General features: G+C 63.1%; 22 protein-coding genes. 14 read left to right on the forward strand and 8 right to left on the reverse strand.

Translation table 11 applies throughout. From position 1 onward, the window contains the following. Positions 1–56: 56 nt before the first annotated feature. Together FNB15_RS15520 and FNB15_RS15525 are read right to left on the reverse strand one after the other, a co-directional pair. Positions 57–1,298 carry a flavin-dependent oxidoreductase gene (locus tag FNB15_RS15520; protein ID WP_144069582.1) on the reverse strand — a complete coding sequence of 414 codons (1,242 nt, stop codon included), beginning with the start codon at positions 1,296–1,298 and terminating at the stop codon, positions 57–59. Positions 1,299–1,308: 10 nt separating this feature from the next. Next, positions 1,309–2,289, reverse strand: a complete 981-nt coding sequence (locus FNB15_RS15525; RefSeq protein WP_144069583.1) for a Bug family tripartite tricarboxylate transporter substrate binding protein — start codon at positions 2,287–2,289, stop codon at positions 1,309–1,311. Positions 2,290–2,435: 146 nt separating this feature from the next. On the opposite strand from FNB15_RS15525, the gene FNB15_RS15530 reads away from it, so the two are divergent. From FNB15_RS15530 to FNB15_RS15570, 9 genes are all read left to right on the forward strand, one after another. Further along, the gene (locus FNB15_RS15530) at positions 2,436–3,020 is read left to right on the forward strand and encodes a MarR family winged helix-turn-helix transcriptional regulator (protein ID WP_144069584.1); all 585 of its coding nucleotides are present in this window, start codon (positions 2,436–2,438) and stop codon (positions 3,018–3,020) included. 38 nt (positions 3,021–3,058) lie between these two features. Beyond that, on the forward strand, positions 3,059–3,718 hold the full coding sequence (locus tag FNB15_RS15535) for a hypothetical protein (RefSeq protein ID WP_144069585.1): 660 nt from the start codon (positions 3,059–3,061) through the stop codon (positions 3,716–3,718). Between the two features lie 526 nt (positions 3,719–4,244). Continuing rightward, a complete protein-coding gene (locus FNB15_RS15540) occupies positions 4,245–5,045 on the forward strand; it encodes an undecaprenyl-diphosphate phosphatase (protein ID WP_144069586.1) in 801 nt (266 codons plus the stop codon). A gap of 42 nt (positions 5,046–5,087) precedes the next feature. Then, a complete protein-coding gene (locus tag FNB15_RS15545; RefSeq protein WP_144069587.1) occupies positions 5,088–6,710 on the forward strand; it encodes an AMP-binding protein in 1,623 nt (540 codons plus the stop codon). Positions 6,711–6,796: 86 nt separating this feature from the next. Then, positions 6,797–7,843 carry a COX15/CtaA family protein gene (locus FNB15_RS15550; RefSeq protein ID WP_221932662.1) on the forward strand — a complete coding sequence of 349 codons (1,047 nt, stop codon included), beginning with the start codon at positions 6,797–6,799 and terminating at the stop codon, positions 7,841–7,843. Beyond that, entirely contained in the window at positions 7,836–8,159 is a 324-nt protein-coding gene (gene cutA, locus FNB15_RS15555; RefSeq protein ID WP_144069588.1) for a divalent-cation tolerance protein CutA, read from the forward strand. The genes FNB15_RS15550 and cutA overlap by 8 nt, the downstream gene beginning before the upstream one ends. A 77-nt stretch (positions 8,160–8,236) precedes the next feature. After that, positions 8,237–9,298: a hypothetical protein gene (locus FNB15_RS15560; RefSeq protein ID WP_144069589.1), complete on the forward strand. Its 1,062-nt coding sequence runs from the start codon at positions 8,237–8,239 to the stop codon at positions 9,296–9,298. A gap of 9 nt (positions 9,299–9,307) precedes the next feature. Next, a complete protein-coding gene (locus tag FNB15_RS15565; RefSeq protein ID WP_144069590.1) occupies positions 9,308–9,694 on the forward strand; it encodes a DUF423 domain-containing protein in 387 nt (128 codons plus the stop codon). A gap of 91 nt (positions 9,695–9,785) precedes the next feature. After that, entirely contained in the window at positions 9,786–10,997 is a 1,212-nt protein-coding gene (locus FNB15_RS15570; RefSeq protein WP_144069591.1) for an MFS transporter, read from the forward strand. On the opposite strand, the gene FNB15_RS15575 is transcribed toward FNB15_RS15570, so the two are convergent. The 3 genes from FNB15_RS15575 to FNB15_RS15585 are packed head-to-tail and all read right to left on the reverse strand — an operon-like array spanning position 10,998 to position 13,639. Then, a complete protein-coding gene (locus FNB15_RS15575) occupies positions 10,998–12,320 on the reverse strand; it encodes an O-acetylhomoserine aminocarboxypropyltransferase (protein ID WP_144069592.1) in 1,323 nt (440 codons plus the stop codon). Between the two features lie 4 nt (positions 12,321–12,324). Further along, the gene (locus FNB15_RS15580) at positions 12,325–12,828 is read right to left on the reverse strand and encodes a CoA-binding protein (RefSeq protein ID WP_144069593.1); all 504 of its coding nucleotides are present in this window, start codon (positions 12,826–12,828) and stop codon (positions 12,325–12,327) included. Position 12,829: 1 nt separating this feature from the next. Further along, positions 12,830–13,639: an enoyl-CoA hydratase gene (locus tag FNB15_RS15585; RefSeq protein ID WP_144069594.1), complete on the reverse strand. Its 810-nt coding sequence runs from the start codon at positions 13,637–13,639 to the stop codon at positions 12,830–12,832. Positions 13,640–13,909: 270 nt separating this feature from the next. Here FNB15_RS15585 and galU point away from each other — a divergent pair, with 270 nt between their 5' ends. Together galU and FNB15_RS15595 are read left to right on the forward strand one after the other, a co-directional pair. Continuing rightward, entirely contained in the window at positions 13,910–14,788 is an 879-nt protein-coding gene (gene galU, locus FNB15_RS15590) for a UTP--glucose-1-phosphate uridylyltransferase GalU (RefSeq protein WP_144069595.1), read from the forward strand. Between the two features lie 28 nt (positions 14,789–14,816). Next, complete coding sequence (locus FNB15_RS15595; RefSeq protein ID WP_144069596.1) at positions 14,817–16,130, forward strand: UDP-glucose dehydrogenase family protein; 1,314 nt, start codon at positions 14,817–14,819, stop codon at positions 16,128–16,130. A gap of 30 nt (positions 16,131–16,160) precedes the next feature. Here FNB15_RS15595 and FNB15_RS15600 read toward each other — a convergent pair whose 3' ends face one another. The 3 genes from FNB15_RS15600 to FNB15_RS15610 form a co-directional block, all read right to left on the reverse strand. Further along, complete coding sequence (locus FNB15_RS15600) at positions 16,161–17,411, reverse strand: MFS transporter (protein ID WP_144069597.1); 1,251 nt, start codon at positions 17,409–17,411, stop codon at positions 16,161–16,163. Positions 17,412–17,595: 184 nt separating this feature from the next. Beyond that, positions 17,596–18,636 (reverse strand): adenylate/guanylate cyclase domain-containing protein, encoded by a 1,041-nt coding sequence (locus tag FNB15_RS15605; protein WP_144069598.1) that lies wholly within the window; start codon positions 18,634–18,636, stop codon positions 17,596–17,598. Between the two features lie 171 nt (positions 18,637–18,807). Next, complete coding sequence (locus tag FNB15_RS15610) at positions 18,808–20,043, reverse strand: D-alanyl-D-alanine carboxypeptidase (RefSeq protein WP_246068700.1); 1,236 nt, start codon at positions 20,041–20,043, stop codon at positions 18,808–18,810. A 196-nt stretch (positions 20,044–20,239) separates the two neighbouring features. Here FNB15_RS15610 and FNB15_RS15615 point away from each other — a divergent pair, with 196 nt between their 5' ends. The 3 genes from FNB15_RS15615 to clpS all read left to right on the forward strand — a co-directional run bounded on the left by FNB15_RS15615 (position 20,240) and on the right by clpS (position 22,178). After that, positions 20,240–20,962: a hypothetical protein gene (locus FNB15_RS15615; RefSeq protein ID WP_144069599.1), complete on the forward strand. Its 723-nt coding sequence runs from the start codon at positions 20,240–20,242 to the stop codon at positions 20,960–20,962. Positions 20,963–21,150: 188 nt separating this feature from the next. After that, on the forward strand, positions 21,151–21,669 hold the full coding sequence (locus FNB15_RS15620) for a phasin family protein (protein ID WP_144069600.1): 519 nt from the start codon (positions 21,151–21,153) through the stop codon (positions 21,667–21,669). A 179-nt stretch (positions 21,670–21,848) separates the two neighbouring features. After that, positions 21,849–22,178 (forward strand): ATP-dependent Clp protease adapter ClpS, encoded by a 330-nt coding sequence (clpS, locus tag FNB15_RS15625; protein WP_144069601.1) that lies wholly within the window; start codon positions 21,849–21,851, stop codon positions 22,176–22,178. Positions 22,179–22,185 lie beyond the last annotated feature (7 nt).

A 22,185-nucleotide genomic window follows, 5' to 3' on the forward strand; every position in this document is an offset into this window, starting at 1 on the left:
TCATCGGCGGTCAAGCAAATTGCATGATAGTCCGGGCCTGCATACCGGGGTTCTCGTCAGCCCGCGGCTTTCAGCTTGTCGCGGTCATAGCCGGCCACCCGCTTGTAGCTGTCGGTGATCGCGGTCAGTTCGGCCGGGCTGATCACGTCCTCGATGCGCGTGAAGGGTTTATCGCCGGTACGTTCGTAGACCTCGCGCAGAATGGCATCCGGCGGATTGGTGCGGTTGGTCAGCACCACCTGCGTGGTCGCCGGCAGGCGTTTTGCTTCATAGGCTGCCAGGGCCTCGCGCGGATCGGCATTTTCGGCCAGCAGGTCGGCCAGCAGGCGGCAGTCGAGAATCGCCTGGCCGGCACCGTTGGACCCGCGCGGCACCATCGGATGCGCCGCATCGCCCAGCAGCGTGACGCGACCCTCGGTCCAGTGATCGAGCGGCTCCTGATCGACCATGGGAAATTCCAGCACCGTGTCAGCCTTACGGATCATGTCTGGCACATCGAGCCAGTCGAAATGCCAGTCGGCGAAAGCAGGCAGGAAATCGTCCAGGCTGCCCGGCCGGCTCCAGTCGCGCTTGCGGTAGGTCTGTGTCTCGATCTCGGCCACCCAGTTCATCAGCTGGTTGCCTTCGGCGTCGACATTCTCGCGGATCGGATAAATCACCATCTTGCCGTGGCTGAGCCAGCCGGCGCGCACCATGCAGGCACCCGACAGGATCGACTTCATGCGAGTGACGCCGCGCCACATGTTGACGCCGGAATAGCGCGGCTCGCCTTCGGAGCGGTGCATTTGCTTGCGGATCGCCGAATGAATCCCGTCGCAGGCGATGATCACGTCGGCCTGCTGGTCGGGCAGGGCCTCGCCGGTCTCGGAATTGCGGAACTGCGCGATGGCCTTGCCGGCATCCTGGCTGAAGCCGGTGCACTGCCAGCCGGCATGGATGCGATCCTTGCCGATCCGCTGTTCGACCGCAGCCAGCAGGATCATCTGGAGATCGCCACGATGGATCGAGAACTGCGGCCAGTCATAACCGGCTGCACGACCCAATGGCTCGCGATGAATCAGCTGGCCGAAGCGGTTGAAGAATGCGGCGTCTTTTGTGGTGACCGCCGCTTTTGCCAGTTCGGCTTCCAACCCGAGGCGGCCGAGTTCCTTTGTGCTGTGCGGCAGCAGGTTGATGCCGACGCCGATAGCCCTGATCTGCGGGGCCATCTCGAAGATGCGGCAGGCGATGCCGCGTTCATGCAGGGCTAGGGCGAGCGTGAGCCCGCCGATGCCGCCACCGACAATCAGAACTTCCATACGGACACTCTTACTCGGGTTGAATCTTCGCTTCGTCGATCACCTTGGTCCAGCGCGCCAGGTCCTTCGCGGTCAGCTGCGCCAGCACATCCGGCGCGCCGGTCTTCACCACCATCCCCTGCTTCTGGATCAGTTCACGCACGCCTGGATCGGCGAGGATCTGGTTCACCTCGGCATTCAGGTGCTTCACCATGTCTGGCGGAGTCTTGGCCGGCGCATACATGCCGTACCACAGGTCAACCTCGAAGCCGCTGACGCCCTGTTCGGCCAGCGTCGGAATCTGCGGCGCCATGGCCGAGCGTTCGGCGCCGGTCAGGCCCAGCACGCGGATACGGTTATCGGCCAGGAACGGCAGCGCCGTATGGACTGGCATGATCATCGCCCCCACAGTGCCGCCCAGCAGATCCTGCACCGCACCACCCGAGCCCTTGTAGGGAATGTGGTTGATGTTGATGCCGGCGGCGAGCTTGAAGGATTCCATCGCCAGATGCTGCGGCGTGCCGTTGCCGGGCGAGGCATAGTCAATCTTGCCCGGCTGCGTTTTGGCCAGCGCGATGAATTCTTTCAGATTGGCGGCTTTTACCGAAGGATGAGTGACCAGCACGAGCTGGCCCAGGGCCATCATGCCAACGGGTGCAAAGTCCTTCACCACGTCGTAGGGCACGTTCTTGTAGAGAGGCGGCGTCATTACGAAGGTATTGGCCGTCACCATCAGGGTGTAGCCGTCTGGCGCGGAGGTGGCGACCACCTGGCTGCCGATGTTGCCCGACGCGCCGACACGGTTCTCGACCACCACCGGCTGGCCCGAACGCTGTTGCAGTTGTTGGCTCACGATGCGGGCCAGACTGTCCATGCCGGTGCCGGGCGAAAATGGCACAACGATCTTGACCGGCCGCTGGATCAGGGATTGCGCACTCGCTGGCAGCGACGACAGCGTGAATGAAGCAGCAGTGGCGGCGATCAGGTTGCGGCGGGACAGTGTGAACGTCATCTGGTTTTCCTCCGTGGGCGCGCCGCTTCATGATGGCGGGTCGCTGTAATCGGCATACGTCTGACGAATATTCCTGACAGACGGTCCTGTCAATTCACGAAATAAGACGCTTGCACTGCGTCGACGGGCAGGGCAGGGAGAAGGGTATGGCGAAATCCCGGCGTCCCAAGTCAACCGCAGCGCACCCGTTGCCTGAGATCTACGAGCGTCCCGGATTCCAGATCCGGCGGGCTCACCAGAACTCGGTTTCGGTTTTTGTCGAATGCCTGAAGCCGTTTGACCTGACCCCGACCCAGTTCGGTGCGCTCACCATGGTTCGTCGCTGGGGGCCGGTCAGCCAGATCGACCTCGCGCGGAGTCTGGGCTTCGACCGTTCCACCACGGCCCTGGTTGTGCGCTTGCTGGGGGAGCGGCGGCTGATCGCGCGCAGTCCCAACCTGGAGGATCGGCGCAAATTCGCCCTGACGCTGACGCCGGCGGGGCGACGCCTGCTGGATGCCAGCCAGAAGGCTGCCGAGGAGGCGCGCCTTGCTCTGCTGGAGCCGTTCACGAAGGCTGAGGCGGCGGAGTTCCTGCGCCTGCTGCGCCGGTTTAATGAGGCGTTTGACGGCGTTTCCCGGGCCCCCCGGATGGTGCGCAACCCCGGTGGTACGGAGGATGGCGGGAAAGCGCCTAGTTTTACGGCGGAGTCGCGCAAAAGACGGCTTGCAACCACCCCTCGCTCCAACTAGATGTAATTTCATACTAAATAGCATACTAAAAGTAGAGAATGGGCGGGGATGTGGCGAGTGGGCCCGCAGCAGGTCAGGGGCAGGACCAGCTCGAGGCGACAGGGTGTATTTACGCGCTCATCGACCCGCGCGATCACTGCATTTTCTACGTCGGTCAGACCCGCGATCTGGATGCGCGCAAGCGCACGCATTTCGCCGGCGGGCATTCGCTGTCGGGCGCGAAAATCAAGGTCCTGCGCAGTAACGGTCTTCTGCCGCTGGTCGTCGTGCTGCAGGCCGACCTGCCATTGCGGCGGCTCGGCCTTGCCGAAGCTTTCTGGATTGATCTACTGCGCCAGCGCGGCGGTGAATTGCTGAACATGACGCGCAGGGCGGCCGACACCCGACGGCAACGGGCGGAAAGCACCGGCGCCGCAGGCTTCGGCGCACCGCGTGTTGCGCCGCCTGGCTATGACGAGGGGCGGAACCAGCCGCTACAGCAGCTGCGTGAACTGCGCCGGCAGCAGCGCGTGCGCGAGCTGAACCTTCCGCTCAATGCCGGGAAACCCTGGACGTCAGGTGAGGATGCAGCGTTGCAGGCTTTGGTGCGTCACGGCCTGAGAGCCAGCGATATTGCCCGGCGCTTCGGGCGCTCACGGGATGCGGTGGCAGCCCGGCTGATCCGCCTGGGCCTGGTCGCGGATGAGCCCCGCGAGTAGGGGCGCGAAAATGAAAAGGCCAGTGGGTCACCCCACTGGCCGGGTCATCGGATGCGGCGTTCAGAGTACGCCAAAGATATAGAGAAGAATCAGGATCGGAATCGGGATACCGAGTAGCCACAACAGAATGGCACGCATGAGGGCAGGCTCCGTTTTTGTTGTCGTAACTACTTCATAAACGGCTGATGCGGCATTTCGTTTCACCTGCATTCGCGGTCTAGGCAGCGGTCGCGCAAGCCTGTCAGATAGCGCTGGTATCTTGCCGAGTCTGGCGGTTTGTACTATAATTGTTCTCTTTTGTCTGGTGTTTTACCGATCCGGGCGTGGAGGCATGGTCACAGGAGCGGGATGGGGCGATGAAAGCGGATTTTTTGTTGATTTTCAGGTGTTTTTGCAATTCTGAGCTGGCTAAAACAGGACGAAACTGGCTCAAACAGGACGAAACTGGCTCAAACAGGACGAAACTGGCTCAAACAGGACGAAACTGGCTCGTAACTGGCCCGGTCTGGCCGCAAGCGGTCGTGTCATGCTGATCGATTATTTGCAGGCCGCGTTTCTCGGTGTCGTCGAGGGGTTGACCGAATTCATTCCGGTCTCCTCGACCGGCCACCTGATCCTGCTGGTCGACCTGCTGGGCTTTGAGGGCCCGCCCGGCAAGGTCTTCGAGATCGCTATCCAGCTAGGCGCCATCCTGGCCATCTGCATCGTCTACTGGTCGCGGCTGTGGAGCACGCTGTCCGGACTGGGCCGTGACGATCGCGCCAACCGCTTCACCGTTAATGTCCTGCTCGGCTTCCTGCCAGCGCTGGTGATCGGCTTCTTCGCGCATGGCTTCATCAAGGGCGTGCTGTTCAATCCCTGGGTCGTGTCGATCGCGCTGATCGTCGGAGGCATCGTTATCCTCGCCATCGAGCGGTTCGTGGGCGAGGGCGAGGTCGAGAGCGTCGATGATTTCAAATTACGCCTCAGCCTGAAAATCGGCCTGCTGCAATGCCTCGCCATGATCCCGGGCGTATCGCGGTCCGGCGCCACGATCATGGGCGCTCGCCTGCTGGGTGTGCGGCCAGCCGCTGCGGCCGAATTCTCGTTCTTCCTCGCGGTTCCGACCATGGCGGCGGCGACGGCCTATGACCTGTTCAAGAATCGCGACACCCTTACGCTCGACGGCGCCGGGCTGATCCTGACCGGATTCATCGTGGCTTTCCTCTGCGCCCTGCTGGTGGTGCGTTCCGTCATTGCCTTCATCAACCGCTACGGCTTTGTACCCTTTGCCTGGTACCGCATCGTCATCGGCACCGTGATGCTTGCGGTTCTGACACTGCGTTGAGCAGAATGGCGGCAACGAAAAAACGACCGGAGGAAACCCCGCATGGGAGAAGGGCTGCCGCCATCCGTCTACGCGGCCTTTAAACGGACCGCCGAGGCGCATCCGCAGAACAGTTTTCTCTGCGTGCCGTCCAGACCCGACCGTGCCTATGCGCCCGACGGGCTGGAACTGAGCTACGGCGCCGTTGCACTGATCGTCGACGATCTGGTGACGCGCTATCGTTCCGCCGGCTATGGCCTTGGGCATCGGGTTGGCCTGCTGCTGGAAATGCGGCCGGAATTCCTCTTTCACTATCTGGCGCTGAACGCCCTGGGTTGCGGCATCGTGCCGATCAATCCCGATTACCGGCATGATGAGATGCTGTATCAGATGCAGCATTCCGAGGCCGACCTGGTGGTCGGCGTGCCGCATCGCGTCGATGACCTGAACGCCATGGCGCGCGATCGCAGCGAAAAACCGCTGCCGGTTTTCGATTGCACGGCCTTGCCTGAGGTTTTCCCGGCCCCGCAGATCAGGGCCGCGAGCGGCAGTATTGGCCACGATACGGAATGCACGCTGCTTTATACGTCGGGTACGACCGGCCGTCCCAAGGGGTGCATTCTCACTAACTTCTATGCACTTACCGCCGGGGCCTGTTATCGCGATCTCGGCGGACTGCTGACGGTGAGACCGGGCGAGGACCGCTTCTACAATCCGTTGCCGCTGTTCCATATGAACCATGCAATGGTGACTGCCAGCTGCGCCATGCTGACGGCGAACTGCCTGATCCTGACCGAGCGCTTCAGTCCGACGCGCTGGTGGCAGGAAGTGGCGCAGACCCGGGCCACCATTATCCACTATCTGGGTATCGTGCCGCCGCTGCTGCTCAACCAGCCGGTCACCACGGACGAGAAGCAGCATCGCGTGCGCTTCGGTCTTGGCGCCGGCGTCGAGCCGCAGCTGCACAAGACTTTCGAAGACCGTTTCGGTTTCCCGCTGGTCGAGGTCTGGGGCATGACCGAAACCGGTCGCATCTTTTCTGATTGCCACGAACCGCGTGAGATCGACACGCGCGCCTTTGGTCGGCCGCAGCCTGGTTTCGAGGCGATGGTGGCGGGCGCTGATGGAAAGGAACTGCCGCGCGGTCAGGAGGGCGAACTGCTGGTGCGCCATTCGGCCGCCGACCCACGTCGCGGTTTCTTCTCCGGCTATCTGAAGAATGACAAGGCGACGGCCGAGGCCTGGGCCGGCGGCTGGTTCCATACCGGTGACGTGGTGCGGCAGTCCGACAGCGGCATGCTGTATTTCGTCGATCGCATGAAAAACATCATCCGCCGCTCGGGCGAGAATATCGCGGCGGCCGAGATCGAGGCCTGCCTGCAGGCGCATGACGCCGTGGCGCAGGTGGCTGTTCTGGCCGCGCCCGACGAACTGCGCGAGGAAGAGGTGATGGCCTGCATCGTGCTGATGGATGGCCATGCCGCCACAGCGGATCTTGCCGATCAGCTGTTCGCCTGGTGCTTCGACCGCCTTGCCTATTTCAAGGCGCCCGGCTGGCTGCTGTTTGTCGACAGCCTGCCCACCACTGGCACCCAGAAGGTGCAGAAGACACAGATTTTCAAAGCCGGTGAGGATCCCCGGCAGCGCCCCGGGATTTATGACTTCCGGGCCCGCAAGAAACGGTAAAATGTCGCAGCCGGCCGGGCTTGACCGGGCCGGTGCTGCGGTCTTTCTTGCGCTCGACTAATAGCGTGACGACAGGATTTGAGGGCATGGAGACGATGACGGTTCTGAAGGCGATGAGCGAACGACGCGACGGCGATGCCCGCGCTGTGGCGCTGTGGCTGTTCGCTGTCGCCGGCCTGGTGGCGCTGATGGTGGTGATCGGCGGCTTGACCCGCCTGACCGAGTCCGGTCTTTCGATGGTGGAATGGAAGCCGATCACCGGCTGGCTGCCGCCGCTGTCGGAAGCGGCCTGGATTGCCGAGTTCGAGAAATACAAGCAGTTCCCTGAATACCAGAAGATCAACATCGGCATGACGCTGGAGGGGTTCCAGAACATCTACTGGCTGGAATACATCCATCGCGTGCTCGGTCGCCTGATCGGTCTCGCCTTCGCGGTTCCGATGCTGCTGTTCTGGATTTCCGGCCGCATTCCCGCCGGTATGAAGCCGCATCTGGTGGCGATGTTCCTGCTCGGCGGCAGCCAGGGCGCGCTCGGCTGGTTCATGGTGGCGAGCGGCCTGGTCGATCATCCCGATGTCAGTCACTATCGTCTGACCGCGCATCTCGGGCTGGCCTTTTTCATCTTCGCTTATCTGCTCTGGGGCGGTCTTTCGCTGCTGCGCTATGGCCGCATGGTCTCCGGTCGCGGCGGCGGCCTCGCGGCGGCGCTGACGGTGCTGGTGTTCGTCCAGGTACTGTCAGGCGGCTTAGTGGCCGGCATGAATGCCGGTCTGGCGCACAACACCTGGCCGCTGATGGATGGCGCTTTCATCCCTGACGGCCTGCTGATCGCCAAGCCCTGGTGGACCAACTTCTTCGAGAATGCCATGACCGTGCAGTTCCAGCATCGCATGCTGGCTTACTGCGTGTTCGTTCTGGCCGTCGTCACGGCCCTATCGCTGAAGGGCAAAGCGGCGACCGGGCTGCGCCATGGGCTGCTGACGGCGGTGCTGGTACAACTCGGTCTTGGCATCGCCACGTTGCTGGCGCATGTGCCGGTGTCACTCGGCACGCTGCATCAGGCCGGCGCGGTGGTGGTGCTGGGCATGTCTGTCGCGCTTTGGCATGACCGGTCTTTGAGCCGCGATGACTGACATCGTCCTGCTCTACTGCACGACATCGACTGTCGCCGAAGCCGAGGCGATCGCGCGGAAGGTGGTGGGCGAGCGGCTGGCCGCCTGCGCCAACATCATCCCCGGCATGCGCTCGGTTTATTGGTGGCAGGGCAAGCTGGAGCAGGGCGAGGAAGCCGTGCTGATTCTCAAGACCGGTCCCGATCTGGTCGACGCCGCCACGGCCGCCGTGAAGGCCGCCCATAGTTACAGCGTGCCCTGCGTGCTGTCGTTGCCGGTAGGGCAGGGCGGCAATGCCGAGTACATCGCATGGCTGCTGGCTGAAACAAAACGCTAGGTCTTCGAACGGTCACAGGCCCCAGCGCACCTCTGCCGGTATTGTCCCGGCCAGTCGGTTTTGCTGGAGCCACATCGATGGACCGCGTTCTTGCGCCATTGCTGACCGGTCGGTCATTTCTGGTGTTGATGGCCCTGGCGACCATCGGCCCGGTCCTGCTGGCCGCGCTGCATCTGGGCATGCCCGGCAGCGTCGGCCTTGCCGGCAGCAACGCCTTGCGCGTACTGGAACTGCTGGCCGCACCGCATGTCTTCACCACGCTCTACCTGCTGGTCGATGCGCGTGAGCTGGTCGGCGTGCCGCGTCCGCTGCTGACTCTGCTTGCCATTCCTCTCCTGCTGATGGCTGCGACCACGGCGGTGCTGGTGTCATCCCCACTGTGGATGGTGACGGCCTTCATGCTGTTCTACACCTTCTTCGGCATGTGGCATTTCGGCCGGCAGAATTTCGGCGTCGTCGCCTTCGCCACCCGCATCTCGTATCGCAGGCCGATGGGCCGCTTCGAACGCCACGCGCTCAACGCCGGCAATGTCGCCGGGCTGCTGGCGGGCTATCACATCTTCGCACCGGTGATGTTCACGCTGAACCCGCAGACCTGGCCGCTCGACCTCAGTCGCGTCGATCCGGTCTTCTCACTGTTCCGCTATGGCGGGCTGGCGATCTATGCCGTGCTGATTCCCTGCATGCTGTATTACCTGGTGGCGAACTGGCGCCGGCATGAGCCATTCGCTCTGGTAATCTTCCTCGGTTGTGTCTTCTTCTTCCTGCCGACCTACCTTTCGACCGATCCGCTGCTGGTGCTGGTGGCCTGGGCGGTGGCGCATGGCCTGCAGTATGTGCTGATCCTTGGCCTGCATGCCGCCGGGCGGGCCACTGGAAAACCCGAGCGGTTTTTAATCTGGCCGCTGGTTCTGTTTGCGGCCGTAGTATTGGGCGGCGTGGTGCTCTGGCGCGTCAGCGGCCGGATGCAGCTTGATGGCGGTGACACCGAAATTCGGCTGGCGGTATCGTTCGTCGTCGCCATCACGCTCGTGCATTACTGGGTCGAACGGTATCTGTGGAGGTTCAGCAGCCCGGCGCGGCGCGCCTGGCTGGAGCAGAGCTTCCGTTTCCTGTCTCCGCCGAAGACGACCGGCTAGGCTGACACCATGGACCGTTTATGGATCGCCTTTGCTGCCTTGGCCGGCGCCGTCGGTGCGCTTGGCGATGCCGTTGTCCGGCATATCGTCACCAACCCGGAACAGATCGAATTCGGTGTCACGGCGGCGCGCTACGGGCTGATCCATGCCGTGGCGCTGCTGGGGGTGGCGCTGCTGTGGAACCGCGATGACTATTACGCGCCGGGTTTCTGGCTGCCGGCTGCCGGCTGGTGCTTCGTCGCCGGACAGCTGCTGTTCACCGGCTCGCTCTATGCCTTTGCCTTCGGCATTGCCCCGGGCTGGCTGGGGCTGCTGACCAAGCCCGGCCTGGCCGTGCTGGTACTGGGCTGGCTGGCGCTGTTCCTGCACGCCCTGTTTGCCCGCCGACAACAATGAACCGGCAATAATGTATGGAGGCATTTTAGGGGCTTGCTCCGTGGCCGGACGGGCGTAGGCTGGCGGCAACTCCAGTTACCCGAGTCCGCAGATGTCCCGCTCTTCCGGTTTCCTGACGCTGGTTTTCTCCAGTCTGGCCCATACCTATTCGCATCTCTTCACGCTGCTCTACGCCACCATCGTGCTGGTGCTCGAGCGCGAATGGGGTATGGGCTACGACACGCTGTTCGCACTGTCGATCCCGATGAGCGTGCTGTTCGGTGCCGCAGCACTTCCCGCCGGCTGGATGGGCGACAAGTGGAGCGCGTCCGGCATGATGGCGCTGTTCTTCCTCGGTGTCGGCCTGTGCTCGATTGCAACCGGCATGGCCGATACGCCGCTCACCATCTGCCTCGGCCTGGCCGGTATCGGACTCTTCGCGGCGATTTATCATCCGGTCGGCATTCCCTGGCTGGTGCGCAATGCCGTCAACCGCGGCCGCGCACTCGGCATCAATGGTGTGTTCGGATCGGTCGGCACCGCGGCTGCTGCGCTCGTGGCCGGTTTCCTGGCCCAGCTTTACGGCTGGCGCGCGGCCTTCATCCTGCCGGGCGCAGTCTGCCTGATCACCGGCGTCGCTTTCCTCTGGGCACGACAGACCGACCGGCTGCTCGATCGTGGCGAAGATGCCGTGCCGACGCCGCCACCCGGCAAGAGCGATATCTGGCGCGTCTTCTGGGTGATGTCGGCCACCATGCTCTGCACGGGCCTCATCTTCCAGGCGACGGCTTTCGCGTTGCCCAAGATCTTCGACACGCGCCTGTCGGACTGGTTGAACGACAGCATGCTCGGCATCGGCGGCATGGTCACCATCGTCTATACCGCCTCGGCATTGTCGCAGATCGTTGGCGGAGAACTGGCCGACCGTTATGCTTTGCGCAGCGTTTATGCCGCTGTGCAGTGGTTGCAGATTCCGGTCATCATCATCGCCATGATGCTGATCCATCCAGCACTGGTGCCGGTGGCGGCGCTGATGGTCAGCCTCAATGTGGCGGGGCAGGCGGCGGAGAATTCACTGCTGGCGAAATACACGCCGCCGCAATGGCGAGGCAGGGCCTTTGGCGCGAAATTCGTGCTGACGCTCGGCGTGTCATCGCTCGGCGTGGCCGTGATCCCGGTGATCTACCGCATGACCGGCACGCTGGACGTGCTGTTCATCCTGCTGGCGGTGGCTGCGGCTGGAGCGGGGGTGTTTGCGCTGTTATTGCCACGCGACAAGGCTGCCGCTGCACAGCAGACAATCGTGCCGGTAGCGGCCGAGTAATCAGACTGCGTTCAGCGCTCGATCGAGGTCCTTGATCAGATCGGCGACGTCCTCGATGCCGATCGATAGCCGGATCACGTCGTCACCGGAGCCTGCCGCCGAGCGCTGTTCGGGTGTCAGCTGACGATGCGTGGTCGAGGCCGGATGGATCACCAGGCTGCGCGTATCGCCGACATTGGCCAGATGCGAGAAGATCTGCACGGCATCGACGAATTTCAGCCCGGCGTCGTAACCGCCCTTCAGGCCGAAGGTGAAAGTGCTGCCGGCGCCCATGGGCAGGTATTTCTGCGCCAGCTCGTGGTGCCTGTCGCCCGGCAGGCCGGCATAGTTCACCCAGGCTACCTGCGGATGTTTCAACAGGAATTCGGCTATCGCCAGCGCATTGTCGCAATGCTTGCGCATGCGAAGGCTCAGCGTCTCCATGCCGGTCAGGATCATCCAGGCATTGAAGGGCGAGATCGCCGGGCCGAGATCGCGCAGCGAGATCACGCGGCAGGCGACAGCGAAGGCCATGTCGCCGAAGGTCTCCCAGAAGGTCAGGCCGTGATAGGCCGGCGAGGGTTTCGATAGGTGCGGGAACTTGTCGTTCTGGCCCCAGTCGAACTTGCCGGAATCCACAATCACGCCACCCATGGAGTTGCCATGGCCGCCGAGGAACTTGGTGGCCGAATGCAGCACGATATCGGCGCCATGCTCGATGGGACGGCAGAGATACGGCGAGGCCATGGTGTTGTCGATGATCAGCGGGATACCGGACTCATGCGCGATCTCGGCCAATGCGGCGATATCCGCCACCACGCCGCCGGGATTGGACAGGCTCTCGGCATAGATGGCTTTGGTCTTCGGTGTGATCGCCTTGCGGAAGCCGTCGAGGTTGTCCGGATCAACGAAAGTCGTGTGCCAGTCGAAGCGCTGGAAGCTGACGCCGAGCTGGGTGATCGAGCCGCCATAGAGCTTACTGGAGGCCACGATATGGTCGCCCGGGCTCATCAGCATGTGGAAGGCCACCAGCTGCGAGGCATGGCCGCTGGCGACAGCCGTTGCCGCGCGGCCATTCTCCAGCGCCGCAACCTTCTGCTCCAGCACGGCGGTCGTCGGGTTGGTCAGGCGGGTATAGATGTTGCCGAAGCTCTGCAGGTTGAACAGCGAGGCGGCCTGGTCGGCATCCTCGAATACAAAAGCCGTGGTCTGGTAGATCGGCGTCGAGCGCGCGCCGGTGACCGGATCGGGCGCCGTGCCGGCATGCACCTGCAGGGTATCGAAGCCATAGGGCGAGGTGTTGTCTGCCGCACGACCTGCAGCAGGCTTCTTGGTATCGGCCATGATCTTAAATCCGCCGTTGACGCTTGGAGTTGATAACGCGGGTATTCACACCCATCCAGCCGATCTCCTGGCTGAGCCGGCCGTATTCGATCTTGGGGCAGCGGTTCATCACCACGTTGAGCCCGGCGGCCTCAGCCTTCTGCGCTGCGGCATCGTTGCGCACACCGAGCTGCATCCACAGCACTTTGGCGCCCACCTTGATCGCTTCGTCGGCGAGCGGCGGGATGGCATCGGAATTGCGGAAGCAGTCGACCATGTCGACCTTCACCGGAATCTCGTTGACGCTGGCATAGACCTTCTCGCCAAGAATCTCTTTACCGGCTTCCTTCGGGTTGACCGGGATGACGCGGTAGCCTTTCTGCTGCAGGTATTTCATCGCGAAGTAGGAGGGGCGGTTCCAGTTTGCGCTGGCGCCGGCCATCGCGATCACATTCACCTTGCGCAGGACGCCGCGAATGTAATCGTCGTCGTAATTGTCGTGGTCGATCTTTTCCAGGACAGCACTCATGTCAGCGGCCCTCCCATTTGGGGTCGCGTTTCTCGATAAAAGCGTCGATGCCTTCTTCGGCATCGCGTGCCAGCATGTTTTCCGTCATCACCCGGCTGGCATAGTCGTAGGCTTGAGCCAGCGGCATGTCGACCTGGCGGTAGAAGGCTTCCTTGCCGATCTTCACGGTCAGCGGCGACTTGGCGGCGATCTGGATGGCCAGTGCCAGCGCGGCATCTGCGAGGCCAGCTTCCGGCACCACGCGGTTGACCAGGCCGATCTCGGCGGCGCGGGCCGCCGGCAGCAGGTCGCCGGTCAGCAGCATTTCCATCGCATGCTTGCGCGAGACGTTGCGCGACAGCGCCACCATCGGTGTCGAGCAGAACAGCCCGATATTCACGCCGGGCGTCGCGAAACGTGCGGTATCGGCCGCCACGGCCAGATCGCAGCTCGCCACCAGCTGACAGCCGGCGGCGGAGGCTACGCCATGTACCTGCGCGATCACCGGCTGGGGCAGGGCGACCACCGACTGCATCAGCATCGAGCATTGCCGGAACAGGGCTTCGTATTGCTGCCGGCCCGGATTGGCCCGCACTTCCTTCAGGTCGTGGCCGGCGCAGAAGCCGGGGCCACTGGCGGCGATGATCACCACTTTGACACTATCCCGCGCGGCCTTGATGGCATCGAGCTCAGCCTGCAGGGCGGTCATCATCCCGACCGAGAGGCTGTTATAGGCCTTGGGCCGGTTCAGGGTCAGGCGGACAATGCCGGCTTCGGGCTGGGCGCGCAGGACCGGCTGGTCGTTTGGCTTCAAATCAGGTGCGGCGGACACGGGCCTCTCCGGGCATTTTCGGGGATGGGCGAGGGGCCATGATAGGGTCCGGGCCAGGATAGTGAAAGGCGGGCAGGGACAGTGGCCGGGTCACTGCCGCCGCGCCCCGTTCCGGGCCGCATTTCTGCCCCATTACCGGGCCATGAAAGGCGGCCAGAAGTCCGGCCGGACCCGGCCCCCCAGTTGCACGAGACCGGGGCGGCAGCGTAAAAACGCGCAGTGGCCCGGGCTCGAATCGCCCCCGTTCAACAACAAGAAAGTGCCAGTCGCATGATTCGTCCGATCCGCAAAGCTGTGTTTCCTGTCGGAGGCCTCGGCACCCGCTTTCTGCCCGCCACCAAGGCGATGCCGAAGGAAATGCTGCCGGTCGTCGACAAGCCGCTGATCCAGTATGCCGTGGAAGAGGCACAGGCCGCCGGCATTGAGGAGTTCATTTTCGTTACCGGCCGTGGCAAGCAGGCGATCGAGGATCACTTCGACCGTTCCTACGAGCTCGAGGATACGCTCAAGGAGCGCAACAAAAACGACCTGCTCGACTTGATCAACAGCTGGATGCCCAAGGCCGGCGCGGTGTCCTACACCCGCCAGATGGAACCGATGGGCCTGGGCCATGCCGTGCGTTGCGCCAAGTCGCTGGTCGGCGACGAGCCCTTTGCCGTGCTGCTGGCCGATGACCTGATCCTGTCGAAGCGGGGCTGCCTCGCCGAAATGGTGGATGCCTACAATAAGGTCGGCGGCAACATGATCGCGGCGATGGATGTGCCGCACGAACACACCAAGCGCTATGGTATCGTTTCGCCGGGTAAAGACACTGACAAGCTTGTCGAGGTGAAGGGCCTGGTGGAAAAGCCGAGCCCGGACAAGGCGCCGTCGCGCACCGCCGTGATCGGCCGCTATATCGTGCAGCCGTCGGTGTTCGATCATCTTGACAAGGTGCAGCGTGGCGCTGGCGGTGAGATCCAGCTGACGGACGCGCTGGCCCGCATGATCGGCGAGGTGCCGTTCCATGGCCTGCGTTTCAGCGGTACGCGCTACGATTGCGGCGACAAGATCGGCTTCCTGCATGCCAACATCGCTTACGCGCTCGATCGCGCCGATATGAGCAAGGATGCGGCCGAGATCGTCCGCGAGGTTTACAAGACGCTTTAAACGCGGCGGTACCGCCGGGGGGTAGAGAATGCGCGTAGCGATGATTGGCACCGGCTATGTCGGCCTGGTGTCCGGAACCTGTTTCTCCGAGTTCGGTCACAGCGTCACCTGTGTCGACAAGAATCCCGACCGCATCAACAGCCTGTTGCGTGGTGAAATTCCGATTTTCGAACCGGGTCTGGACGATCTGGTGCTGCGCAACGTCAAGGCCGGCCGCCTGTCGTTCACCATGGACATCAAGGCGGCGGTGGCCAATGCCGATGCGGTGTTTATCGGCGTCGGCACGCCGTCCCGCCGCGGCGATGGCGAAGCAGACCTCTCGTATGTTTATGCGGCTGCCAAGGAGATTGCCGAGGCGCTGACGCATTACACGCTGATCGTCACCAAGTCGACCGTACCGGTGGGTACCGGTCGCGAGGTCGAGCGCATCATCCGCGAAACCCGTCCCGATGCCGAATTCGAAGTCGCTTCCAATCCGGAATTCCTGCGCGAAGGGGCGGCCATCGAGGATTTCATGCGTCCGGACCGCGTGGTCTGCGGCGCAGGCAGCGACCGGGCCAGGGAGCTGCTGCGCGCGCTCTATCGTCCGCTGTATATCAACGAGACGCCGATCCTGTTCACCACGCTGGAAACGGCGGAGCTGATCAAATACGCCGGCAACGCCTTCCTGGCGACCAAGATCACCTTCATCAATGAAATCGCCGACCTGTGCGAGAAGGTGAATGTGAACGTGCAGGACGTGGCGCGCGGCATCGGCCTGGATGGCCGTATCGGTGGTAAGTTCCTGCATGCCGGCCCGGGCTACGGCGGCTCCTGTTTCCCGAAAGACACCAATGCGCTGGCAGCCACCGGCCGCAAGTTCGACGCTCCGCTCAGCATCGTCGAGACCGTGATCGATGTGAACGACAAGCGCAAAGGCCGCATGGCTGAGAAGGTAGTGGCTGCCTGCGGCGGCTCGGTGAAGGGCAAGACCATTGCGGTGCTTGGCCTGACCTTCAAGCCCGAGACCGATGACATGCGCGACAGCCCCAGTCTGGAGATCGTGCCGGCGCTGCAATCGGCTGGGGCGACCATCCGTGCCTTCGATCCCGAAGGCATGCATGAAGCCAAGAAGCTCTTCAAGGATATCGTCTGGTGCGATGACGGCTACGAAACCGCGACCGGTGCCGACGTCCTGGTGATCATCACCGAGTGGAACCAGTTCCGGGCGCTGGACATGGAAAAGCTCAAGACGCTGCTGCGCGCACCGGTGATGGTTGACCTGCGCAACATCTACAAACCGGCCGAAATGAAGCAGGCCGGCTTCCGCTATTACTCGGTCGGTCGCCCTCCTGTTCAGTAAGGCGCCGGTGCAGTAAGGCGCCGCGGTCGTCTAAGCGGCTGTGCGGCGCGGCAGCAGATACCAGGCCAGCCCCAGCAGCAGCAGCACCATCGCCAGGCCGAAGGTCCACTGATAGGCGACCAGCGGATAGCTGCCGTTATCGCCGCGCGGCCACAGTGCGATCAGCCAGCCCATGCCGGCTTGGGCGAAGAAGGTGAAGCCGAACACCACGCCGTTCAGCAGCGTGTTGATCCGCCCGGCCTGTTCCGGCGCGAACTGGCTGCTCAGGATCGGATAGGCCAGAACGGTGGTGTTGCACATGATGCCGAAGGCAATCCACAGCAGCGGGCTGGTCGGCATCCAGCCGCTGGCCAGTGCCGCCAGTACGATGGCATAGAGCACCACGCCCCAGGACATGACCCGGCCGAGCGGGATGCCACGGCGCTGCAGCCGGTCGGCGGCAATGCCGGTCAGGGTGAAGCCGGCGGTGAGGGCTGCCGCCATGATGAACAGCACCTGCGCGGCGCCGGCGCGGTCGAGACCGCCGACATCCCGCAGGTAAGGCCCGGCCCAGAGTCCCTGGATCGACATGCCACTGGCCATGCCCATCATCGAGACCGGGGCGATGCGCCAGAACCGCGCATCGGCCAGGAAGCGACCGCATTCGCGCAGCTGTTCCCCCAGATTGGCGGTAGAGGGCGGCCTGGCTTCACGCTCTGGCACAATGAAAAAGATCATCGTCGAAGCGAACACGGTCAGCGCGGCCAGGCCCCAGAATAATGCGGTCCAGTGATAATGCTCCAAAGCCAGTTCGACCGGCAGTGTGGCGGCCAGTGCGCCAAGGCCGCCGGCGGTCATGAATACGCCATTGGCCAACGCCCAGCGCTCCTTGGGCAGCCACAGCGCAATGGCCTTCATCGCCGACATCAGCCCGCCGGCGACACCGAAGCCGACCAGCGCGCGACCAATCACCAAATGCGACAGATTGCTGCCCACGGCGAAGACCACGGCGCCCAGGGCGGCTGAGAGCAGCAGGCAGGCCTGTACGCGGCGCGGGCCATAGCGGTCGAGCAGGATGCCGAGCGGCAGCTGGAACAGCGAGAAGGTGACGAAATAGGCGGCAGTCAGCGTCCCGAGATCGCCCGCGCCGATACCGAGATCGCGCTGCAGGTTTGGTGCGATCACCGCATTCACGCTGCGGAACAGGTAAGACATGAAATAGCCGCAGGCAAACGGCAGCAGCACGCGGAAGGCTACGAAGGCCATACTGGCGGAGGTCACGTTGGGGGTAGAAGCAGGCATCGCCCCTGATCCTTTTGGTCTATGCCCTCCTGCCGGCCGTCAGGGCCGGGCAGGGAGAAGCAACCAAGGGGCGGGATGCCATGTCGCCTGCAACGGGGCGGGCGACAAATCAGGGCTTCGGGCGAGGCTGAAAATAGCAAATGGAACCGCGGCTGTCAGCGCAGACGAAACAGGCTTTTTGAGATCAGGTGATGCTGTAGAGGACGACGGGGGTCGACTTGCCCGGCAGCGGAAAGGTGCCCAGCCCCTGCGACGTCATCCCGTCCGGCAGTGCGGCTGCCGCAAGGGCCTCGGCCGAGGCAATGATGTCGTTGGGCAGGGTTTTGGCGACCGTTTCGATTTTCGCGGTGGTGTTGACCGTATCGCCCAAAAGTACGATCTCGCGTTTCACTTCACCCATTTCACCTGCCACCACCGGGCCGGCATGCAGTACGGCGCGGAAGTCTGGCGCAACCCCGAAATCCTGACGGTAGCGGTCTGACAGCTGGGCGAACCGCTGCTGCGCCTCGCGTACGGCTGCATAGGCGCCGGCCGGATTCCGACGGCCGTCCAGCGGCCAGGTCACGATCATCTCGTCACCGACATACTTATGCACCACACCGCCCCAGGCCAGCACGGGTTCGGTCAGGTCGACAAAGAAGCGGTTCAGCAAACTGTGGAAAGCCATGTCACCGATCTTCTCGGCGATGGCGGACGAGCCGCGCATATCGAAGAACACCATCAGCCGGTGCTCCAGCCGCGGGCGGTGATAGCGGCCACGCAGCATGTTGCCCAGCACGCCGGGGCCCAGCAGCATCGACATTTCCATGGTGAAGTTGATCAGCAGCGCGAAGCCGACCGAAAAGAAGAAGGTGATGGCAGTAATGCGGTTGAAGCCGAAACCCGGGTCGCCGGGTGCGCCGAAGAATGTGCTGCCCAGCCAGTCGCCGCCGAGGATGGCGCCGATGTAGACGACCTCCTTGATGGCCAGCAGCTGCCAGAAGGGACGGCGGCGCAGCCCGTTGGCGCCCTCGACGACATAGATCTCGAAATAGGCGATGGCGGAGCTGACCAGCAGACCGGTGAATGCTCCCCGCAGCGTGCCGTGCACCAGGATATGGGGGAGGAAGTCCTCGCCCATGATGATGCCGAGGGCTGTCCCGTAAGCAGCGCCAAGCAGGATGCCCAGCAGCATGAACAGGTGCAGGAGCTTGAGGCGGCGGCGGCGGGTGTGGGTCAGGTCCATGAGTGCAGCTCGGGGTGTCGCGCGATCATAAAAAGCCGGGAGTTGGGAGGAAAGCCGACATGGCGGTCATCTTGTGCCGGCGCGCACATTCCGGGCCCGGAAACGGCGGAAATGAAAAAGGCCGCGGCAACCTGGATCGCCGCGGCCTGTTTGAAATGCGATCCGGCGCGCTCAGGCGTCCGGCGAAATGACCGCGCAGGTCATCTTTTCACGCTTGAGCTGTTCGCAGGCCTGACGGGCGGAGGTCTGGGTCAGGCCGGTGAGGCGGGCGCGGTACAGCGTGCTCCTGCCGGCATCGATGGCATCCACCAGCGGCTCGGCCTCCGGCAGCTTGGTCTTCACACGGTCGAGCAGCTTCTCGGCGGCAGCAGCCTGTTTGAAGGCGCCGAGTTGCACGGCCCACTCGCCAGACGGTGCGGCAGCCTCGCGCGGTGCGGCGACCTGGGTTGCCTTCTTGATCTGTTTGGCGCGGGCAGCGGTGGGCGCGGGCGCGGCCGCTTCGGCATTCGAGATCAGGCCGAGGCCCTGGTCACGCTTCGGCGCGTCGACCATCAGCAGTGGGGCATTGCGGTCCTCGCCGCTCTCAAGCTTCTCGAAACCGATGTCGAGCAGCTGGATCATGCGGTTGTCGCGGGCCTGCACGCTGGTGCCGCCATAGACCACCGCCACGATGCGGCGGCCATCGCGCTTGGCCGAGGCCACCAGGTTGAAGCCAGAGGCGGCGATGAAGCCGGTCTTGATGCCGTCGGCGCCTTCATAGCGCGCCAGCATGTGGTTGTGGGTGCGGACAGGCGTGCCCTGCCATTCAAATTCGGCGGTTGAGAAGTAGCTGTAGTAAGCCTTGTGGTTCTTGACCAGGGCGATACCCAGCGTCGCCATGTCGCGCGCCGTGCTCTTCTGCTTGGTGTTGGGCAGGCCAGAGGCATTCTGGAATATAGTGCTGTGCATACCGAGCTGCTGGGCGCGGCGGGTCATCATCGCGGCGAACTGCTTCTCGGTGCCGCCGATGGCCTCGCCCAGAACGGCAGCCGCGTTATTGGCCGACTTGGTGATGTTGGCGAGGATGGCGTCGCGCACGGTAATGGTCTGGCCGGCGCGGAGCGGGATGCCGTAGGGCTGGGCTGCGGCGTGCTTTGACACGGTCAGCCGCTGGTCCATTTTCAGCCGGCCGTCCTTCAGGGCATCGAAGGCCATGTACAGGGTCATCATCTTGGTCAGAGAAGCGGGATAACGGGCGGCGTCCGGCTCCTGGGCATGGAGCACTCGGCCGTTATCGGCATCGACCACGATGGCGGAATAGGGACCGGCCAGGGCGGGGGCAGCCGTTAAGGCCAGCGCCAGGGCAGTGAAACAGATTGTTACAATAGCCGGGAGAATCCGCCCCTTGGCCAAATCGGTTCGCATCATTATCTGCCTTACCTCGGTATCCCTTAGGGCGATGGGTGCCCTGACTGCGGGTAACGACCGGGTGCCCCCCAGGCCGCGAATCGGGAGAAGGATATTAACCAGACCTACCCCTTGTCCAGCGCATTGTTTACTAACAGATTGAATCGGCATGGATTCACCAGGATCCGCAAGCCGGAAACGCAGGAAAACCCAGACTATGACGAAGAGCTTTAAAAAAGTGTTCGCGGTTGGCCTTGCCCTAGCGGCAGGTCTGGCTGGCTGCGCCTCCCAGGGCCCGACCGACAATCCGCTCCGCCGATCCCTGACCTGGGACCGCTATGTGGGCGGGGACGACCTCGCCCGTGCCTGCACCGCCGGCCAACCCGCGAAATATCGGCTGGTCTACAATGCCCGGCAGGACGACCAGCAGCGCAGTTATGACATCACGGCGCAGCCCGATGGCGGCGCGATGATGGAGGCCCGGGTGCTGGGCCGGGGCCTGCTGAACAACATCCTGATCACCGATCCGTTGCGGCCGTGGAACGGGGAGCAGGCGCTGTATCGCATGAATCCGTCGGAGTTCACCCAGTTGCAGGCGGCGATCACGGCGACCGGTTTTGAAGCGCCGGCGCCCAGCGGGCTCTTCCTGCGTGGCGACAGCTTCTACTGGACTGCCAGCGCCTGCCGGGAGGGTAAATTCCACTTCCATGCCTGGGGCTGGCCCTCGCCGGAATTCGACCGCATGGCCGTGCCGCTGCTGCGCGCTGTGGCGCCGTTCGACAAGACGGCCGAGAAACCGATCGAGCCCTATGAAGTGGCGCTACCGCCCTATGGCACCATGCTCAGCCAGGGGACGGAAAAAGGCATGAAATCGGTACCCCATCGCTACATCGTGGGCGAGAACGGCCTGCGCTACAGCCAGGGCATCCTGTTCAACTAAGCGAGTTTTTCACAGATTTCGGCCGATTCTATTGCGGCGCACAAGATTTTTGTGCACCGCACCATTTTTTCATTGACGATCCGGCAGGCAGTGCCTAAATTCAAGGCTGTTGCAGCGCAGCATTTTGCCGTCCCCCTCCAGGTGGGTCAGGCCAGTGATAAACCCCGAGACAGCAAGGACAGCACCCCATGGCTACCAAGAAGAAGATTGAAGGCACCGAAACCGAAGCCCTCGCCAACCCGTTTGAGGCTGTGATGTTCGCTTCGAAGGAGCAGGTCGAAAAGTCGATCGCCGCGAGCACCGAAGCGCTGGAGAAGGCGTTCTCGATGAGCAAGGAGCGTTTCGACGCCGTCAGCAAGAGCGTTGATGACGCCGCCAAGCTCGGCAAGGATCAGGTCGAAGCCTACGTGACCGCCGGCAACGTCGCCAGCAAGGGCCTCGAGAGCATCAATGCTGAAGTCATGTCCTTCACCAAGACCCAGGTGGAAGACCAGATTTCCGCCGCCAAGGCGATGATGGGCGCCAAGACCCTGCAGGAATTCATCGAACTGCAGAGCGGCTACGCCAAGAGCGCCTTCGAGGCCTACACCGCGCACACCACCAAGCTGAGCGAAGTGGCCACCAAGGTCGCGCAGGACGCCTTCGCGCCGATCAATGCCCAGGTTCAGGCCGCCGTCGAAAAGATGGTGAAGCCGCTCGCCGCCTAAATATTATGGCGGCTTGCGCCGCCAGAGTTTCCTCCCCAGTAGAGTATGTTTTAGAGCCCGGTCACAAAACCGGGCTCTTTTTTTGTCCCAAGGCTACTGGTATTTTTAACCCGCGTGGCCATATCATCATTCCGTGCACCAATTGTTTTCCTGGTGCCGCAAGTTTGCTGGGTCTGGGTATGAGCGAACGGGATGGACGTGACGGGCGCGGGCGCACCGAGGTCGGCGTGGTCACCAAGACCCGGCCAAAGACGCAGAAGCCGCCTATGTACAAGGTTATGCTGCTGAACGACGACTACACTCCCATGGAGTTCGTCGTGCATGTGCTTGAGCGCTTTTTCAACAAAGCGCGCGAGGATGCGACCCGCATCATGTTGCATGTCCATCAGAAGGGCGTCGGCATCTGCGGTGTCTTTACCTACGAAGTTGCCGAGACCAAGGTTACCCAGGTGATTGATTTCGCGCGCCAGCACCAGCATCCGCTGCAGTGCACGATGGAACGCGACTGAGGGAGGC

The organism is Ferrovibrio terrae (assembly GCF_007197755.1).
Lineage (GTDB): Bacteria > Pseudomonadota > Alphaproteobacteria > Ferrovibrionales > Ferrovibrionaceae > Ferrovibrio > Ferrovibrio terrae.

Bases quoted from the DNA above. Each gene is read 5' to 3' on its own strand.
- FNB15_RS15520 (WP_144069582.1), bottom strand. From the start codon at position 1,298: ATGGAAGTTCTGATTGTCGGTGGCGGCATCGGCGGGCTCACGCTCGCC.
- FNB15_RS15525 (WP_144069583.1), bottom strand. From the start codon at position 2,289: ATGACGTTCACACTGTCCCGCCGCAACCTGATCGCCGCCACTGCTGCT.
- FNB15_RS15530 (WP_144069584.1), top strand. From the start codon at position 2,436: ATGGCGAAATCCCGGCGTCCCAAGTCAACCGCAGCGCACCCGTTGCCT.
- FNB15_RS15535 (WP_144069585.1), top strand. From the start codon at position 3,059: ATGGGCGGGGATGTGGCGAGTGGGCCCGCAGCAGGTCAGGGGCAGGAC.
- FNB15_RS15540 (WP_144069586.1), top strand. From the start codon at position 4,245: ATGCTGATCGATTATTTGCAGGCCGCGTTTCTCGGTGTCGTCGAGGGG.
- FNB15_RS15545 (WP_144069587.1), top strand. From the start codon at position 5,088: ATGGGAGAAGGGCTGCCGCCATCCGTCTACGCGGCCTTTAAACGGACC.
- FNB15_RS15550 (WP_221932662.1), top strand. From the start codon at position 6,797: ATGGAGACGATGACGGTTCTGAAGGCGATGAGCGAACGACGCGACGGC.
- cutA (WP_144069588.1), top strand. From the start codon at position 7,836: ATGACTGACATCGTCCTGCTCTACTGCACGACATCGACTGTCGCCGAA.
- FNB15_RS15560 (WP_144069589.1), top strand. From the start codon at position 8,237: ATGGACCGCGTTCTTGCGCCATTGCTGACCGGTCGGTCATTTCTGGTG.
- FNB15_RS15565 (WP_144069590.1), top strand. From the start codon at position 9,308: ATGGACCGTTTATGGATCGCCTTTGCTGCCTTGGCCGGCGCCGTCGGT.
- FNB15_RS15570 (WP_144069591.1), top strand. From the start codon at position 9,786: ATGTCCCGCTCTTCCGGTTTCCTGACGCTGGTTTTCTCCAGTCTGGCC.
- FNB15_RS15575 (WP_144069592.1), bottom strand. From the start codon at position 12,320: ATGGCCGATACCAAGAAGCCTGCTGCAGGTCGTGCGGCAGACAACACC.
- FNB15_RS15580 (WP_144069593.1), bottom strand. From the start codon at position 12,828: ATGAGTGCTGTCCTGGAAAAGATCGACCACGACAATTACGACGACGAT.
- galU (WP_144069595.1), top strand. From the start codon at position 13,910: ATGATTCGTCCGATCCGCAAAGCTGTGTTTCCTGTCGGAGGCCTCGGC.
- FNB15_RS15595 (WP_144069596.1), top strand. From the start codon at position 14,817: ATGCGCGTAGCGATGATTGGCACCGGCTATGTCGGCCTGGTGTCCGGA.
- FNB15_RS15600 (WP_144069597.1), bottom strand. From the start codon at position 17,411: ATGCCTGCTTCTACCCCCAACGTGACCTCCGCCAGTATGGCCTTCGTA.
- FNB15_RS15605 (WP_144069598.1), bottom strand. From the start codon at position 18,636: ATGGACCTGACCCACACCCGCCGCCGCCGCCTCAAGCTCCTGCACCTG.
- FNB15_RS15610 (WP_246068700.1), bottom strand. From the start codon at position 20,043: ATGATGCGAACCGATTTGGCCAAGGGGCGGATTCTCCCGGCTATTGTA.
- FNB15_RS15615 (WP_144069599.1), top strand. From the start codon at position 20,240: ATGACGAAGAGCTTTAAAAAAGTGTTCGCGGTTGGCCTTGCCCTAGCG.
- FNB15_RS15620 (WP_144069600.1), top strand. From the start codon at position 21,151: ATGGCTACCAAGAAGAAGATTGAAGGCACCGAAACCGAAGCCCTCGCC.
- clpS (WP_144069601.1), top strand. From the start codon at position 21,849: ATGAGCGAACGGGATGGACGTGACGGGCGCGGGCGCACCGAGGTCGGC.